A 17,836-nucleotide genomic window follows, 5' to 3' on the forward strand; every position below is an offset into this window, starting at 1 on the left:
GTATGGAGGAGAAAAAATGACCGAGCAGAAATTAAAAGAGCTTCTGGCCGACATGACGCTGGAAGAAAAAGTGAACCAGATGAGCCAGGTGGTGGGTGCCTTCTTCAATAAAGATATGGACATCACAGCCATGGGACCGATGGCGGATAAAGGATTTACGCCGGAAAATGTAGCGCTTTCCGGTTCCATCCTGGGCAGCATGGGTGCAGAAACGTTAAAGAAAATCCAGAAGGATTTTGTGGAGCAGCACCCGCATCACATCCCGATGTTGTTCATGCTGGATATCATCAACGGCTTCAAGACCATTTTCCCGATTCCGCTGGGACAGGGCGCAACGTTTGAACCGGAGCTGTCCGAAAAGTGTGCGGCAGTTGCTGCAAAAGAGGCAGCCGTTTCCGGCCTTCACGTAACCTTCGCACCGATGACTGACCTGGTCCGCGATGCAAGATGGGGCCGTGTCATGGAGTCTACCGGTGAGGATCCGTATCTGAACGGTCTGTTCTGTGCCGGAATGGTGCGCGGATTCCAGGGAGACGATCTGAAGGAGCCGTACAAAATTGCTTCCTGCGTGAAACATTTTGCAGGCTATGGCGCTCCAACAGCGGGAAGAGACTACAACACCGTAGAGCTTTCCGAGCATACCTTCCGTGACTTCTATCTGCCATCCTACAAAGCCGGCATCGATGCAGGCGCAGCGATGGTAATGACTTCCTTCAACACGGTAAACGGTGTTCCGGCAACCGGAAACAAGAAACTGATGCGCGGCATCCTGCGTGACGAGATGGGATTTGACGGAGTTCTGATTTCCGACTGGGCGGCAATCGAGGAGATTATTTACCACGGCTACTGCGCAGACCGTGAGGAGGCAGCTGTCCGCTCCGCCGAGGCAGGCGTTGACATTGATATGATGACCGGCATTTACTGCGAAAACCTGTGCCGTCTTGTAAGAGAGGGCAAGATTTCCGAGGATCTGATCAATGAGTCCTGCATGCGTATTCTGGAACTGAAAAACAAACTGGGACTGTTTGAAAATCCGTATAAAGACGCAGACGAGACGAAAGAAAAAGAAGTCATTCTCTGCAAAGAGCACCGTGATCTGGCAAGAGAAGCCGCAAGAAAATCGTTTGTACTGCTGAAAAACGAAGAGAAAATCCTGCCTCTTGGCAAGGAGAAGAAGATTGCCTGGGTCGGACCGTATGTCCACAGCAGAAACCTGATGGGCGCCTGGTCCTTTATCGGAGATGCAGAGGATGTGACAAATCTGGAAGAGGCCGTAAAAGCGCAGGCAGATACGACAAACATGAGCTTCCATGCAGGCTCTCCGATGCTTGGCTCCGACATCCGCCTGGAGGGCTTCGGCGAGGCGATGGAGCAGTCCACCACGCCAGAGGAAGAAGAAGCAATGCTTCTTGAGGCTGTAAATGCAGCAAAAGAGGCCGACGTTGTCGTTCTTGCGATCGGTGAGGACCGTCTGCAGTCCGGCGAGGCAACCAGCAACGCGAACATCCGTATCCCGGAAATCCAGCAGAGACTGCTTGAGCGCGTTTCGGAGGTCAATGAAAACGTTGTCGTTGTTCTCTTCAACGGCCGTCCGCTCGACCTGCGCGATGTCGTATCGAAAGCAAAAGCCGTTCTTGAAGTATGGATGCCGGGTACCGAGGGTGCCAATGCAATCGCAGATGTTGTTTTTGGTGCATACGCTCCAAGCGGCAAGCTGACCATGAGCTTCCCGTACTCTGTAGGCCAGGTACCGGTTCACTACAACGAGTATTCCACCGGAAGACCGCATGTGCCGGGCAAGGACAAAGACCGTTTCCGTTCCAAATACCTCGACATCCCGAACGCACCACTGTTCCCGTTCGGATATGGCCTTGGCTACACCAGCTTTGCAATTTCAGATGTGAAACTGGACAAGGCAGAGCTTGGCATGGAAGATGAGATTAAAGCTCCGTAACCGTGAAAAACACCGGCGATACAAAGGGAACCGAGACCGTACAGCTTTACATCCACGACGTAGCCGCATCCGTGGTACGCCCGGTGAAAGAGCTGAAAGATTTCTGCAAGGTAACCCTTCAGCCGGGAGAAGAAACCGAAGTCATCTTCAAAATCACAGAAGAAGAGCTTCGCTTCCTGACAGAAAATGAGCGTGTAGAAAGTGAAAACGGTGCTTTCGAAGTCTTCATCGGAAGCGACAGCATGACGGAGAATAAGGCAGAATTTGTGCTGAAAAAATAAGAAGCAATACTGGGATGTAGCGTAAGCGGAATCAAGATGGGGGTCTGAATCGCTACGGAAAGATAAAAGAAAAGCCAGCCACAAAAAGCGAAAAGAATTTTGCTTTTGCGGCTGGCTTTTTTCTGCCGGTACCGTATTGACCCTTCTGTTAAAACAAAGTAAAATAGAAATTGGTATTGGGACGAAAGAGAGGAAAAGAAATGGGGTACTTAGGAAACAAGTTAAAGGGGAAATACCACAAAGACACATTCCAGACCGCCGTCAACATGGCGTGGCCGGCGATCGTGGAGTCGTTTTTCATTGCATTTGCGGGTCTTGTAGATTCGCTGATGGTAAGCTCGCTTGGCTCCTACGCAGTTGCCGCGGTCGGTCTGACGACACAGCCGAAGCTGCTTGGCCTGGCGTTTTTCTTTGCGCTGAATGTGTCGATTTCGGCTCTCGTTGCGCGGCGGCGCGGAGAGCAGAGGCAGGGTGCGGCGAATGAGACTCTGGTAACTGCGCTTGTATTTATTATCCTTGCGGCAGCTGCATTCAGTGTTGGATTTGTGGCGTTTGCAAGTCCGATTATCCATCTGTGCGGTTCAACGGCGGAGACTCATAATGGCGCAGTAACATATTTCCGTATCATCATGGGCGGTATGATTTTTAACTGTATCCAGATGGGGATCAACTCGGCACAGCGCGGTGCGGGCAATACAAAAATCACGATGCGCACAAATGTAACATCAAATATGATTAATATTATCCTGAATTATCTTCTGATCAACGGCCATTTCGGGTTCCCGGCACTCGGCATTCAGGGTGCGGCACTGGCAACCGTCACAGGAACGGTTGTCGGATGTGTGATGAGCATCCTTTCCATCACAAAGCAAGACGGATTCCTGAACCTTGGCTATATTCTGAAGAACAAAATTAAACCGACGCTTGCAGCGTTCATCAGCCTGGTCAGGGTCGGGTACAGTGTGTTTTTCGAGCAGGTTTTCATGCGGATCGGCTTTATGATGACGGCGATCATGGCGGCCAAGCAGGGAACCGATGCGATGGCGGCACACCAGGTCGGCATGAATATTATGTCGCTTTCGTTTGCGTTCGGTGACGGCCTCCAGTCCGCAGCGGTTGCACTGATCAGCCGGAGCTTGGCGCAAAAAAGCCGGATCTTGCGAAGGAGTACGGCAGAACGTGCCGTCTGATCGGCGCGGGCATCGCAGTATGCCTCGTTGCCATTTATCTTTTCGGCGGAAGATGGCTGTACAGCCTGTTTTTCGAAGAACAGCATATCATTGAAATCGGTGTCAGCATCATCCATGTCATTATCTTCGTCGTCATTTTCCAGATCTGTCAGGTTATTTACATGGGATGCCTGCGCGGTGCGGGAGATACACTTTATACGGCAGTTGCATCTATGATCAGCGTTACATTTATTCGTACGATCGTTTCGTATCTCGGCGGTTACACGCTGGGGCTTGGCATCGTCGGAATCTGGTTCGGCGTGCTGGCGGATCAGATGTCACGGTTTATCTTTGCGACGATCCGATTCAAACAGGGAAAATGGGTGAAAATTAAGATTTAATCGAATCAAGCAGCGAAGCGGATTGCGAATATCCGCTTGACGTAACGATTCAGAGCCATGCGAAATGGTACTCTGAATCATTACCAATATAAAACTAAAACAGGAGGAAGCAAAACGATGTACAAATTTGACAGAGAAGCCTATGACAGGCGGATGGAGTGGTACCGCGACGCCCGTTTCGGCATGTTTATCCACTGGGGGCTTTATGCCATCCCGGCGCGCGGAGAATGGGTGCGGAGTACCGAGCAGATTCCGAAAGAAGATTACATGAAATATTTTGAGGAGTTCAATCCTGTTGATTTCGAACCGCGGAAATGGGCCAAGGCGGCGAAAGAGGCCGGTATGAAATACGTGGTTCTGACTGCCAAGCATCACGACGGTTTCTGCCTCTTCGACAGCCAGTATACCGATTTCAAATCCACCAACACGAAATGCGGCCGCGACCTCGTTGCAGAGTACGTTGATGCCGTCCGTGCAGAAGGACTGAAGGTCGGTTTGTATTTCTCTCTGCTCGACTGGTTCCACGACGATTTTCCGCACTATGGCGACCGGAATCACCCGATGCGGAACAACCCGGCATATAAAAACGATGACCGCGATTTCGACCGCTACCTGACCTACATGCACAATCAGGTACGCGAGATCTGCACAAACTACGGAAAGCTGGATGTGCTGTGGTTTGACTTCTCTTACGATACGCTGCGCGGCGAAGCATGGAAAGCGACGGAGCTGATCAAGATGGTGCGGAAGCTCCAGCCGGATGTGATTATCGACAACCGTCTTGAGGTGAGCGGAGAGGGCTACGGCTCTCTGGCGGCCGGAAATCCGACCCCGTACCACGGCGACTTTGTGAGCCGGAGCAGATGATTCCGCCGAATGGCATCCAGGATGTGAATGGAAACGATATCGCCTGGGAATCCTGCGTTACGATGAACAATCACTGGGGCTATTGTGCCAATGACCACTTCTTCAAACCGGCACCGATGCTGATCAAAAAGCTGGTCGAGTGCGTATCGAAGGGTGGAAACCTGCTTTTGAACGTCGGCCCGGACGCCAGGGGAAATATCCCGGAGGAGTCGATCGAACGGCTGGCTGAGATTGGAAAGTGGATGAAGAAAAACGGAGAGAGCATTTACGGCTGCGGAAAAGCCGGTATTGAGAAACCGGACTTTGGCCGTGTGACGCGCCGCGGAAACCATCTGTATTTTCATGTCTATGAAAATACCGTTGGGCCGCTGCCGCTGCCCGGCGTGAAAAAAGAAGAAATCCAGGCGATCCGCTACGTCGCAACCGGCGCGGAAATCCCGGTTTCCACAAGCTGGGTACACAGCGATTATCCGACCATGGCATTCGCCGATCTCGGCGAAGACCCGGTATTGCCGGATGGAGTCGATACAGTCATCGATGTGATTCTGAAAAAGTAGAGGGTAAAATCGGATTTGATTCTGGAGCGTGTCTGAAAAAGCATTTCCGCAATCTGCCGGCTTCACTTTGCGGTATCTTTTTTTTCAGACACGCTCTAAAAGTCTTACAAGTTCTTACAAAATTCTGTATTTTTCGTTCCGCTGATTGACAGTTCTGGCAGAAGAATGCATACTGAAAAAAACACAAGATCACAGCCCGTGCTTCGAAATTTAACTGAATCAAGCAAGTAGCGAAGCGGATTGCGAAGATCCGCCTGACTCCTTTTCCTGCGCAGGGAAGGATAAGAGCTTTCGGAGTGAGAAAAGGGCAGTCTGTTTTTAGAAACGAAGCAAGAGAATGATAGCTTTGCTTTACAAAGAAAAAAGAGGGGGAATAAAACATGATTCGTCTGAACCACGTCAGTAAGATTTACGGAGACGGAAGCAAAAAAGCCGTCGACGATCTTTCCTGGGATATCGAAGATGGAAAGATCACCGGCTTCATCGGTCCTAACGGGGCCGGAAAAACGACAACGTTAAAAATGATCACCGGTATCTTAGCGCCGTCCGAAGGAACGATTGAAATCAATGGAAAAGATATTCAGAAGGATCCGCTCGAAGCCAAGCGCCAGTTCGGCTTTGTGCCCGATGACCCGGATGCGTTTCTTCGCGTCAGGGGAATTGAATACCTGAATTTCATGGCAGATATCTACGGTGTCGGAACGGAAGAACGTCAGCGTTTTATCGAAGAAACCGCAAAACGCTTTGAGATGGAAGAGAACCTTTCGAGCCGTATCATGAGCTACTCGCATGGCATGCGTCAGAAAATCATGGTGATGGGCGCACTGATCCACAAGCCGCCGGTCTGGATTCTCGATGAGCCGCTGACCGGCCTTGACCCGCGCTCCGCGCACGAGCTCAAACAGATGATGCGTGAACACGCCGATGCCGGAAACGCCGTGCTGTTTTCCACCCATGTGCTGGAAGTAGCGGAAAAACTCTGCGACCGCATCGCCATCATCCATCACGGCCGCCAGGTATACCTGGGTACCCTGGAAGAATTAAAAGCGGCCTATCCGGATCAGACACTTGAAAATATCTTTCTGGAGATCACCGAACATGCGTAACTTATGGATTCTCACCCGTTTCCTTCTGAAAAGCGGACCAGGAAAAAGCAATCAGAAGAGCGGAAAAAAGAAAGCATTTTCGGACGGAGGACGTATCGTTGTATACCTTCTGCTTGGTGTCTGCCTCCTTCCCGTGTCGGTCTTACTGTTTCTTCTGGGATATTCCGGCTATACCTTCCTGCAGCCGCTCGGGCTGGAAACCCTGCTGATCGAGTTCGTCTGTGCCATCGGCATGATGGTCATTTTCTTCTATGGCCTGCCGCTGTTTCTGAGCGAGTATTACATGGACTCTGACCTCGTAAAGCTTTTGCCGCTGCCGTTTACCCCGGCGCAGATTGTCGGTGCGAAAGGCTTCTGCTGTCTGCTGAACGAATACTATCTTATTGTACTGCTGTTCTTTCCGTTTCTGTTAGGGTACGGGATCAGCGCCAAAATGGGCATTTTTTACTGGATCAATATGATCCTCGCCTGCCTTATTTTCCCGGTTGTGCCGCTCGTTTACGCCGCAGTTTTGACGATGCTCGTGATGCGTCTTTTCAAAAATATCCGAAACAAGGATTTCTTAAGCTACCTCGGATTCGCCGCATCCCTGATTTTTGCGATCGGCATCAACGTATTTTCGCGCAGTATCGGAAATTTTGAAATGCAGGATATTATGAACCTGATGGAAAGCCAGAAGGGCACTCTGCGCGCCTTCCGGACCATTTTTCCGAACCTGCCCTGATGACCGGAAGCCTTGCAGATGCATCCTTTCTCGAAATGATACTCTACATCGCTACAACAGCCGTCATCCTTGCTGTCTTTTTCGCCCTCGCCTGGAAAATCTACCTCCCGGCTGTCCTCGGCATGAGCGAAACCACCAGCGAAAAACGCATTTTATCCAAAGAAGAAGTGACCCGAACGGTCAAAAGCAAAAATCCGATCCGCACCTACGCGATGATCGAATGGAAAAAACTGTACCGAACCCCGGCCTGGTTCATGAATTGTGTTCTGATGCCTCTCATCTGGCCGGTCTTCATGCTTGGCATTGCCCTCGTTTCGGTCATTTCCAGCCTTGGCATGGCTAAAACCACCGGCCTTTGGACCCGGCTTGTCGCCGATGGCACCATATTCCGCCTCCTGAAAGGGGAACTGCCTGTCGCAGTTGCCGTCCTTACCGCCGCCGGAATCGCCGTCATGATGTCCATGTTCTGCGTGATCTCTGCCACAGCGATGTCCCGAAAGGGCAGCGAATACATCTATATGAAATGCATTCCGATGAGCTATCACGACCAGATCCGTGCCATGCTGGTAAGCGGCATCCTGATCAGTCTCCTTGGCACCTTGCCGTACGCTCTGGTCTTCAACATCATCGCGGTCGTTTTCGGTCTGCACCCGGCGACCCTTCTTTACACCACGGCGATCACGGTTTTATTTACCCTGTTCGTAAACTATGAACAGCTCCTTTTTGACCTTGCATTTCCGAAATTAAACTGGGAAAACGAAACCGCCGCCATAAAATCCAACAACCGCTCCCTGATCTCCGTCCTCATCGACCTCACCGTCGGCGCAATCCTGATCGGAGCCGGCTACCTGCTGTACGGAAAACTTCACCTCAACATCCACATCACCACGAGCGTGATGATTCTGCTTACCGCAGTCCTGACCTTTGCCATGCGAACCGCCCTTTTTAAATGGGGCGTTCAAGTGATGGAACATCTGGAAAGCGCTTAACAGTTTCGAGACATAATAACAATATTAAAATGTGATAGAAAAGAGATTTCAGCCAATGTGCGGATCTCTTTTTTTTGCGCTCCTTTCCAATTTCGCTGCGTATTTTCTTTTATCGATTATGCTTCATTGTACTACTAAAAGACCTGTGTGGGCAATCCATTGCCGCCATTCCCCGAAAATTTTAAAAGACGGACAAAAAACAGAGGATTTCTCTCTGCATTTTGTCCGTCTCCCTACAACGTATTTATTGGATTCTCCGTTTACGGAAATGATGAACTAATTCATCGCCTCACCCTTCAGCAGTCTGCTGATGTGCTTGTACAGAAGCATGGTTACCAGTGATACCACAACACCTTTGATGATATTAAACGGTACAACGGCAAACAGAACAAAGGTCGGAAGGCTTGTAATTGCTTTGTTGACTGCGGATCCCATTCCCACAAGGGCATCCATCGGCATTCCAAAGGCTGCTGCATAAGCCGGAAGCAGTACAAAAGCGTTCAGAAGACCGCCGGCTGCTGCCAGAAATACGGTTCCGACTGCCATACCGATCATGGCATTTTTCTTTGTTTTCTGTGTTTTGTAGATCCATGCGGCCGGCATAACATACGCACAGCCGATCAGGAAGTTTGCTACCTCGCCAACACCTGCGGTGGTACTTCCTTTCATGACAAGGTTCAGCAGAATCTTAATCAGCTCAATCGCAGCTCCGGCAAGAGGTCCCATCGCAAAGGCTCCGATCAGCACCGGAACTTCGCTTAAATCAATCTTGTAGAAACTTGGGGCAAACGGAAGCGGGATGTCAAAAAACATCAATACGACTGCGGCGGCGCCGAGCATTGCCACCTGTACCATGTAACGGGTTTTTCCGATTTGCGACATCTTTGATGTCTGTTTTGCTGTTGTCTGTGCATTCATAACTGCATTTCTCCTTTTTTCTGGAGATCTTGACCGGTTCTGCCGGAAGTAACGAGTCCAAATACGCTCCACGAATTTGAACTCGTTTTCGCGGCAGTCGCCAAGGTCTCGTGCAAGCACGGACTTTGGCTCGTTGCCCGCGAAAAAAAGTGCCCTGAATTCCTTTTCTTGAATTCAGGGCACAAATATTTCCATGCAAATAAATTTTATTTCATCTTCTTTCATCCAGACTTTAACTGTTGGTCCCGGAGTTGCACCGAGTCAGCCGCTGTTTGATATCGCAGCGGGTCGCGGACTATACCGCCAGTAGGGAATCACACCCTGCCCTGAAGATCTCCGTATTTTGTTTTTACAGGAATATTTTATTCATATTCACACAATTTGTCAATACTTTTTTCAGACAATACATTATCTGGTTAGTTTGCTACGCCCATCTGAATTTTTCCTGTGCTCTTATTTTTCAGCACACGCAGATAGCAGATCCGCATATCCCCCTTCAGGACAAGACGGATCTCAGATGCGCCGTCTGTCTGCGGTCTGTCTGCGAGGGAAATTTCAACATCCTCATACACCGGTTCACGGTACCGGTTGCGCTCTTTTATTTCTTCCTCCGCATAGCGGTCCAGTTTCGGGGCGCTGCGGAACTCACAGGTTCTTGTGTCACCGGTAAAGCTTCCCATTGAAACACCGTCCACAAAGGCTTTCACACTGCCGCCGCGTTCACTCTTCACATGAAGTGCCAGAACAGCAGCATCGGAAAGATCACAGTCACGGTAAACGAGAACACCGTCTTTCATCTCATCCTGCACGCGGACTGCCTTGAAGTTGAAATGGCCTTCCGTCAGATACATGTTCTCGTAATCATCATAATGGTCTGCCGCGGTAAATGCACTCAGATCGCGTACTCCCCTTTTTCCGCCCGGAATAAAGATTTCTGCGGAAACGGCTTTATCCTTGCAGGATGCGCCCGCATAGATTTCATACGTTCCTTCTTCTACCATCAGTCTGCGGCTGATGACATCGTAGAAGCGAAGCTCCTCCACCGGGATTTCCAGTGCGATGTGTCTCGTCTCGCCCGGGGCAATGTTTTTCACACGGACAAAATCAAGCAGCTGGCAGATTGGTTTCTTTACGCAGGATTCCAGAGCGGAACCGTAGATCTGGACAACCTCGTCGCTTGCGGTATCGCCGGTGTTCTTTACATCGAGGGAAATCTGCAGCAGGCGGTCGTCTTTTAAGGAAACCTTATAGTTCTCATACGCAAATGTGGTATACGTCAGGCCATAGCCGAATGGATACAATACCTTCCCGTCGAAATAGCGGTACGTTCTTTTTCCTTTGATGATGTCGTAATCGTCAATGTCCGGCAGCTGATCGATACTCTCATACCAGGTCATATTCAGACGACCGGCCGGTGCATAGATTCCAAGCACAGCCTCTGCCATTGCGCTTCCCATATCCTGGCTTCCCGTTGCAGACATGATGATCGCCGGCAGTTTTTCCATCGCTTTCTGAAGTGTGTACGGATAATTCGTAAACAGCACCAGAACGGTATTCGGATTGACCTCTGCGATCCGGTCAAGCAGCATCTCCTGCTCCTCTGGCAGCTCCAGTGTGTTGCGGTCGATCTCCTCTTTCGCATTGATCACGGAGTTACAGCCGAGCGCAAGTAAAACCTGCTTTTTGCCCCGGACTGCAGCAACTGCTTTTTCAATTCCGTTTTCGACAACCTCCATCGTAATCGGAATTCCCTCCGTCTGCTCGAAGGAGAAAAATCCCTCCACATCTCTATAAACCGGGTAATGGAAACGGTTGGTCAGCACAACGCTGCCATCCTCCTGCGGCTCCACGTGGAAAATCTCCATCACAAACCAGTCGAAGGCTTCCTCGCGGTCTGCCGCGATCTGTCCCATTTTCGGCTTTTCTCCCTGCGACTCTGAGAGTCTTGCGCCGAGGTATTTTCCGGTACGGACACTCTTGAACGTATAGCTTCCCTCACCCCAGTATTCCTTGATAAACACATCCGGCTCATCTGCCATCTGAAGTGTTCCGTCTTCTGCTACGGCAAGACCTTTTCCATCACAGCGGAAAACAACGCGATCCAGACCATCCGCGAATGTAATGTTCTCCTGCTTCAGTACTTCCATCCCCTGCAGGAAGGTTGTGCGGTATGGTGCCGTTCCGCCGTACCAGTCCTGATACCATGCATCACCAAGCGGTCCGACAATGGCAATATCTTCTGCTTTCAGAGCTTTGTCAAGCGGCAGCGCCCCGTTCTCATTTTTCAGAAGTACGATCGATTCACGGCTCAGCTCTTTGCAGATTTCACGTGCCTTCGGGGAATCGATATCGTCCTCGGTCACGCGGTCATACGGATTCAGGTTTTCCCGATCATAAACGCCGAGACGAAGCTTCGTCTCCATCATACAGCGAATAGAGCGGTCCATATCCTCTTCTTTCAGAATGCCAAGCTCATATGCCTCGCGTGCCGCCTGCTCTACCATACGCGGATCGTCAGACATGGCATCCACACCGGCTTTCAGCGCCGTTGCGATCGTCTCCGCATGCTGTCCGAAATAGTGATGCAGATTCACGACAAGTCCCATCGCACCGCCGTCGCTGACAACGTGACGGAGACCGTACTGTTTTTTCAGAATATCGGTCACTTCCGGATTCAGGATACCGATCGTTCCGTTGATCTTGTTATATGCCGTCATAATGCCCTCTGCGCCGCCGTCCTCAATACATCTGCGGAATGGCTCCAGATACAGCTCATATTTGTTCCGCGGGTCAATGGAAGAATTTTTCCATCCGCGGCCGACCTCCGTGTTGTTTCCATAGAAATGCTTTAAGGTCGCTGCGCAGCGCAGATACTTCGGATCATCGCCCTGCATTCCCCGGATATAAGCACCGGCCATTTTTCCGGTCAGCACAGGATCCTCTCCGTAACCTTCTTCGTTTCTTCCCCATCTCGGATCGCGCTCAAGATCAACGGTCGGAGCCCATCTGCTGAGTCCATGGCCCTCATGGCGGTGCCATACGACACGCGCCTCCGTTCCCGTCACTTCACCGGCCTGCCTGATCAGCTCCGGGTCCCAGGATGCACTCATACCGATCGGCTGCGGGAAGGATGTTGTCACATCCGGTTTTCCAAGACCGTTCTGATCGTTTCTGCCCTCAACGCCGTGTGCCGCCTCACCGCCCACAGAGACTCCCGGGATGCCAAGGCGCGGCAGATCCGGGGAAGAGCTGGCGAGGTATCCCAGTTTTTCTTCGACCGTCATTTCTTTTAACAGCCAGTCGATTCTTTCCTGATCCGTCAGTGATGCATCCCAGAACGGTGTGTTTTTGTTTACCTGAAACTCCTTCTTTTCTGTCATTTTTCAAAAACCTCCCTATGATTTTGTCTCATGAAATTGTTTGCAGATTTTCCATATACTGTTATCTTTTTACAATGTTTCACATTTCCCATTACTGTCGCTGTATTTAAAAACATGGCCTGACATTTAATAATATCAGACCATGTTTTTGTGCCGCCTTCCGTTCAACGGCAAAACCTTATGTTTTTGCTTTACTTACTCTACATCAACAAGTTTGGTAGCAAGGAACTCTGTCATAGCTTCTTCTGCATCTGCCAGACCATTGTCTGTCAGCTCCTGTACCATGCTCTCCCAGTTTCCATCAAACTCATCTTCAGTACCAGTTACGCATTTAACAAGTCCCGGCCAAGCAATTTCGTCCAGAATTGTCTGTTTCTCAGCAAGTTCCTGTGGCTGCTGATATGCCCACAGTGCAGAGTATGGAAGAAGATCGAACTCTTCCGGCTGTGCAAACATGTCGGTCAGCATCTCAAATCCCATCGCTTCGCATCCTTCTTTTTCTGCTGTATTGTAGTTTGCAATAACAGACTCTTTGGTAGTTGGAGTGTATGGGAATCCGTCTTCAGAGTAGGAACCTGTTCCGTAGATCGGGAATCCAGTGTAGTTGTCAATACCGGTATTCTTTGCATAATCCGGATCAGACTGAGCTTTTGCAACTTCTTCATCGGTACGATATGGCTGTCCGTCATCATCGAGGAAGTAGTTCTCGCCTTCGATACCCCAGTGATACAGGATCTGTCCTTCATCGGAGCACAGATAGTCAAGGAATTTGATGGCACGAACCGGATCTTCACAGCTCTTGGTAATTCCAATACCCCAGCCAACGGTAGTTCCCTGATACAGAAGGGCTTTTTCTACCTGATCTTCTCTTAAGGTTACAGGAAGTCCAACATAAGTCTGATCTACTTTTCCGTCTGCTACCAGAGTAGCTTCGCACTGGCTGTAATGCCACTCAGCATCGGTGATGGCAACAACACGGCCGCTGGCAACTTTTGCAATATAGTCATCATCTGTCTGCGTTGCAAAGTTCGGATCCAGGATACCTTCGTTGTACATACGGCACAGCCATTTGAAGTATTCTTTCTCTTCATCTGTTACATGTTTGTAATGTACGTTGTACTCGTCGTCAATGATCCACTGTCCATTATCCGGGGATGCATCAGCGATCAGTCCTGCCGGGTTTCCAAGGGTAATCATCCAGTGCCAGTCAGAAGCACTCATGGTGATACCGATCATATCCAGACCATCTTCTGTTTTTGGATGTGCTGCAAGATAGCTCTTGATCATTTTTTCATACTCATCCAGTGTCTTCGGATATTTATAATCGTTCTCTTTTAATGCAGCCCACTGAATCTGGCAGCTTCCGCCTGTTGTCAGGGTTTTCTGGTTTACACCTGCGTAGGAAAGCTGATAGATTCCAGGATCATCCTGGCTCCATTTCAGTTTTTCCATCTCTGCTCCGTACATTTTTTTGATGTTTGGACCATATTTTTCAATCAGGTCTGTCATATCAATCAGCGCGCCTGCCTGATACAAATCCGTTGCTGAGCCTTTTGCATAAATCATGTCCGGATACTCATCATTTGCGATCATCAGCGCAATATCTTCTTTTGCATCACCCTGGGATGCTACCGGATAGGAAACATCCAGTGTAACGCCTGTTGCCTCTGTGATTGCTTTTGCTACCGGGTTATCCCAGTTGCCGTTTTTACCATCAGCGTTAAAATACTCAAAGGTAATCGGAGATTTGTCATCTGCATCATCTGCTGTCTCGCCTGAAGAACTTGCCTCTGCCGCTGATCCAGTCTCTGTGCTGGATCCTCCCTTGCTGCTGCCACTGTCGGAACCGCATCCTGCGAGCATTCCGGCCACCATAGCAGATACTAACATGAGTGATACTACTTTTCTTTTCATAAAAGCCCTCCTTAAAATGGTTTATGTCATCCTGCACTCTTGCTTTCGCCTGGCAGGAATAAACATCATCTTTTTCTAAAAATTTTTTAATACTGTTTTTTATCAGTCTTTAACAGAACCAAGTGTCATACCGCCGATAAAGTATTTCTGAAGGAACGGATATACAATAACGATCGGCACAGTTGCTACAATCGTTACGGCCATACGTACGGACATTGGTGTTACGGCCGTCTGTACATTGGTTCCTGCATGAACGTCCATTTTCATGGTCGCCTGGTTCATAATCTCATACAGTTTGTACTGCAGAGTCGGGAGTTTTTTCGCATACAGGTAAGTATCCATGAAGGAGTTCCACTGTCCTACTGCATAGTACAGACCTACGGTTGCGATAACCGGTTTACAAAGCGGCATAACGACTTTATACCAGATCTGAAAATCGTTTGCTCCGTCGAGCTTTGCTGCCTCCTGCAGAGCCATCGGCAGTCCGTCGATATAAGAGCGAACCAGAATCATATTATAAACCCACATCAGACCAGGCAGAATGTATACCATGAAGTTATTGCCCAGCTTTAAGGTACGGATAATCAGAAGGTATTCCGGAATCATACCGCCGCTGACATACATTGTGATGACAAACAGCAGCTGGAATGGTTTACGGAGTACGAAGTCTCTGCGGCTTAATGTGTAAGCAACCATCGAGGTACATACAATACCTACGATTGTTCCGATGATGGTTCTTGTTACAGAAATCACAGCCGGCATTGCAATGCCGCCGTCTTTAAATACATATTTATAGTTGCTTAATGTAAACTTTCTCGGAATGATGAAGTTTACATTCTTAATGGTATCCGTAGAATCGTTGAACGAAATCGCCAGTACGTTCAGGAACGGATAAATGGTGATGATGACGAGGAATACGAAGATTACCGCCAGTACGTAGTCAAATTTTTTTGCTTTCTTGTTCATATTCGCGTCCTCCTACATAAGTTTATCTTCGCCTACCAGACCGGCAATCTTATTGGCGATCAGCAGCAGGGTAACGCTGACTGCAGACTGGAATACACCGATTGCGGTACCAAGACCGTAGTTGCTGTTTCCGATACCTCTCTTATAAGAGAACCAGGAAAGTACCATCGTGTGATCCTCAACCAGCGGGTTACTAAGAAGCATCTGACGCTCCATCCCTACGTTCAGGGCGCCACCGATGCTCATAATCAGCAGTACGATGATGGTCGGTCGGATACCCGGCAGAGTGATGTGCCAGATCTTCTGCAGACGGCTTGCACCGTCCATATCAGCGGCCTCGTAAAGACCAGGATCAATACCTGCCATGGCGGACAGATAAATAATTGCGTTCCAGCCAACCTCTTTCCAGCAGTTAATCAGGATAATGGTTACCCAGATAAGCGGTGAGTTGGAACTCATCAGGTGCAGGTTCTTGCCGAAGATACTGTCAACAACACCGCCGTCGTTGAAAATATTCTTTGCAATACTTGCAATGATAACCCAGGATACAAAGTGCGGCAGATAAGAAATGGTCTGCGTTACTTTTTTGAACTTCATAAAGAACATCTCGTTCAGAAGAACCGCAAATGCGATTGCTGCGATCGTTCCAACCGCGATGTCAAGGAAGCTTACTCCCAATGTGTTGATTAATGTCTGTGTGAACAGACGGTCTTTAAATGCATCTGTAAAGTTCTTAAATCCAACCCAGGTTCTCTCCCAGATCGGAAGTGCGAACGTTGCCGGTTTTACCTCCTGAAATGCCATGGTCCATCCCCACAGCGGAATGTACTTGAAGATAATCAGCCAGATTACAAATGGTACTGACATCACAAGCAGCCAGCGCTGTTTCCATAAAATTGCGGGGGCGATTTTCTGCCCTTTTTTCTTTTTCATTTTTTCCTTCGCCATACTCCCCATCCTTTCCGTTGTTTTGTGCGTTTTTATTACGCATTTTCTTTGCTTATTTGTGATATTTACACTATATCAAATAAAATCCCCGTTTGATATTGTGTATTTTGTCCACTTATATTGACTTTTTTTATCTTTTTCCACATTTTCAGGTGCTATGGCAGGCATTTTTACTAATTTATATGCGTTTGTTTTTATTTTTTTACACCAGCTTACAACTCTACCAATCAGTGTTTTTTTTGTAAAAAAAGCAGGAAAACGTAATGGGGGATTACATTTTAAGAAAAATGTCAGTTTTTTATCCAAAGAATCTCCGTTTTTTCTGCTATGATAAACACCATAGAACCAAGAGGGGAAAAACGAGATGAGCCAATACAACATATTAGTCGTAGACGACGACCGGGAAATCGTAAGATCTCTCGGCAAACTATTAGAACTGGAAGGCTACAGGGTAAAAAAAGCCTACAACGGCATGGAGGCACTCGACATCCTCATGACCGAACAGATCCATCTGATCCTGCTCGATGTCATGATGCCCAAAATGAACGGTCTTTCCGCCCTGATGAAAATAAGAGAAAAAAACAACATCCCGATTATCATGCTTTCCGCGAAAACCGAAGAGAGCGACAAAGTCATCGGACTTTCGATGGGCGCCGATGATTACGTGACAAAGCCGTATAATACCGCCGAACTCATGGCCCGTGTCAAATCCCAGCTCCGCCGTTACTTCTCCTTAGGCGCCGCAAACGGAACCACACAAAGCCAGGATATCCTGAAAAACGGCGGTCTGCTGCTGAACCGAAACACCAAAGAACTCCTGGTGGACGGTGAACCCGTCCGCCTGACTGCAACCGAGTACAAAATTATGGAGCTTTTGATGGAGCATCCCGGCTACGTATTCTCGGCCGAAGAAATCTACAGCCAGGTCTGGCAGGAGGATGCTTACAGCGTAGAAAATACCGTCATGGTTCATATCCGGCGCATTCGTGAGAAAATCGAAATTACGCCGAAAAATCCAAAATATTTAAAGGTGGTGTGGGGAATTGGATACAAAATTGAAAAAATTGACGGAAACTGAAAAACGCATCCTGCTGTGGATGCTTCTCGATCTTTCTATGGTACTGATTTTGTGCGGAAAGCTTCTGCGGAAATGGGCCAGTGAATTCGAATGGGGAATGTGGCGCAATATCGAATGGGGTATCGGCATTGGAGTGACGGTAGTCGGCGTTTTGGGCATAGCCGCAGCCTTGTATCTGGTATGGAAATTCCGAAAAAATACCGGGAACTCGAAAATGACTGCTTTTGCCGGCAGTGAACCGGAAAAAGCGGGAAAAACAGCAAAAAGCAGCGAAGGGGCAGCCGCAGATAAGTCCGAGACAGATGAAATAGAAAAATCCCGGCAGATGCAGTTTGAGGCAAGAGCCGCTGCGGAAGCAGAGAAAGAGCAGCTGTTTCTGAAAAATCCGAAAAGGTGCCGAATGAGCTTCTGGTTCTTGTCGGAGGATTTGCTTTTTTCGGATGGCTTCAGCCGCTCCGGCACAGCTATGCCAGATACCGCATTGTTGCCGAATGGGGTACTGTAATAGAGTGTGTGCAGACAGGTCTTCTGTTTTTTGGAATCTGTGGCGTTTTCCTTCTCAGTGCCGGCATTCTTGTCTGTCG

13 protein-coding genes, 2 pseudogenes and 1 riboswitch are annotated in these 17,836 nt (G+C 48.9%); of the genes and pseudogenes, 9 read left to right on the forward strand and 6 right to left on the reverse strand.

From position 1 onward, the window contains the following. Positions 1 to 16 precede the first annotated feature (16 nt). The 7 genes and pseudogenes from DXA93_RS10395 (at position 17) to DXA93_RS10420 (ending at position 8,048) form a co-directional block, all read left to right on the forward strand. Entirely contained in the window at positions 17 to 1,954 is a 1,938-nt protein-coding gene (locus DXA93_RS10395) for a glycoside hydrolase family 3 N-terminal domain-containing protein (protein WP_243109205.1), read from the forward strand. A 2-nt stretch (positions 1,955 to 1,956) separates the two neighbouring features. Continuing rightward, the gene (locus DXA93_RS18530; RefSeq protein ID WP_243109206.1) at positions 1,957 to 2,235 is read left to right on the forward strand and encodes a fibronectin type III-like domain-contianing protein; all 279 of its coding nucleotides are present in this window, start codon (positions 1,957 to 1,959) and stop codon (positions 2,233 to 2,235) included. Positions 2,236 to 2,564: 329 nt separating this feature from the next. Continuing rightward, positions 2,565 to 3,805: pseudogene (locus DXA93_RS18535) on the forward strand (MATE family efflux transporter). Between the two features lie 117 nt (positions 3,806 to 3,922). Next, positions 3,923 to 5,229: pseudogene (locus DXA93_RS20610) on the forward strand (alpha-L-fucosidase). Positions 5,230 to 5,609: 380 nt separating this feature from the next. Beyond that, a complete protein-coding gene (locus DXA93_RS10410) occupies positions 5,610 to 6,335 on the forward strand; it encodes an ABC transporter ATP-binding protein (protein ID WP_055221955.1) in 726 nt (241 codons plus the stop codon). Continuing rightward, the gene (locus DXA93_RS10415; RefSeq protein WP_117812976.1) at positions 6,328 to 7,059 is read left to right on the forward strand and encodes a putative ABC transporter permease subunit; all 732 of its coding nucleotides are present in this window, start codon (positions 6,328 to 6,330) and stop codon (positions 7,057 to 7,059) included. The genes DXA93_RS10410 and DXA93_RS10415 overlap by 8 nt, the downstream gene beginning before the upstream one ends. After that, on the forward strand, positions 7,059 to 8,048 hold the full coding sequence (locus DXA93_RS10420) for a hypothetical protein (protein WP_119208251.1): 990 nt from the start codon (positions 7,059 to 7,061) through the stop codon (positions 8,046 to 8,048). The genes DXA93_RS10415 and DXA93_RS10420 overlap by 1 nt, the downstream gene beginning before the upstream one ends. Before the next feature lie 276 nt (positions 8,049 to 8,324). Here the strand turns inward: DXA93_RS10420 and DXA93_RS10430 are convergent, their stop codons facing one another. The 6 genes from DXA93_RS10430 to DXA93_RS10455 form a co-directional block, all read right to left on the reverse strand. Further along, complete coding sequence (locus DXA93_RS10430) at positions 8,325 to 8,966, reverse strand: ECF transporter S component (RefSeq protein WP_022461231.1); 642 nt, start codon at positions 8,964 to 8,966, stop codon at positions 8,325 to 8,327. Between the two features lie 209 nt (positions 8,967 to 9,175). Next, positions 9,176 to 9,304: riboswitch (FMN riboswitch) on the reverse strand. A 78-nt stretch (positions 9,305 to 9,382) separates the two neighbouring features. Continuing rightward, on the reverse strand, positions 9,383 to 12,346 hold the full coding sequence (locus tag DXA93_RS10435) for a beta-glucosidase (protein WP_119208256.1): 2,964 nt from the start codon (positions 12,344 to 12,346) through the stop codon (positions 9,383 to 9,385). Between the two features lie 195 nt (positions 12,347 to 12,541). Beyond that, positions 12,542 to 14,260 carry an extracellular solute-binding protein gene (locus DXA93_RS10440; RefSeq protein ID WP_119208258.1) on the reverse strand — a complete coding sequence of 573 codons (1,719 nt, stop codon included), beginning with the start codon at positions 14,258 to 14,260 and terminating at the stop codon, positions 12,542 to 12,544. Between the two features lie 102 nt (positions 14,261 to 14,362). Continuing rightward, a complete protein-coding gene (locus DXA93_RS10445) occupies positions 14,363 to 15,226 on the reverse strand; it encodes a carbohydrate ABC transporter permease (protein WP_055221945.1) in 864 nt (287 codons plus the stop codon). A 12-nt stretch (positions 15,227 to 15,238) separates the two neighbouring features. Then, positions 15,239 to 16,174 carry an ABC transporter permease gene (locus DXA93_RS10450; protein ID WP_055221943.1) on the reverse strand — a complete coding sequence of 312 codons (936 nt, stop codon included), beginning with the start codon at positions 16,172 to 16,174 and terminating at the stop codon, positions 15,239 to 15,241. Between the two features lie 75 nt (positions 16,175 to 16,249). Further along, positions 16,250 to 16,480: a hypothetical protein gene (locus DXA93_RS10455; protein ID WP_119208260.1), complete on the reverse strand. Its 231-nt coding sequence runs from the start codon at positions 16,478 to 16,480 to the stop codon at positions 16,250 to 16,252. 58 nt (positions 16,481 to 16,538) lie between these two features. On the opposite strand from DXA93_RS10455, the gene DXA93_RS10460 reads away from it, so the two are divergent. Next, a complete protein-coding gene (locus tag DXA93_RS10460) occupies positions 16,539 to 17,252 on the forward strand; it encodes a response regulator transcription factor (protein ID WP_055266899.1) in 714 nt (237 codons plus the stop codon). Beyond that, positions 17,218 to 17,757 (forward strand): hypothetical protein, encoded by a 540-nt coding sequence (locus DXA93_RS10465; protein ID WP_119208262.1) that lies wholly within the window; start codon positions 17,218 to 17,220, stop codon positions 17,755 to 17,757. Before DXA93_RS10460 ends, DXA93_RS10465 begins: the two co-directional genes overlap by 35 nt. Positions 17,758 to 17,836: the final 79 nt, after the last annotated feature.

The sequence above is a fragment of the Blautia sp. OF09-25XD genome (genome assembly GCF_003482095.1).
Classification (GTDB): Bacteria; Bacillota; Clostridia; order Lachnospirales; family Lachnospiraceae; genus Fusicatenibacter; species Fusicatenibacter saccharivorans.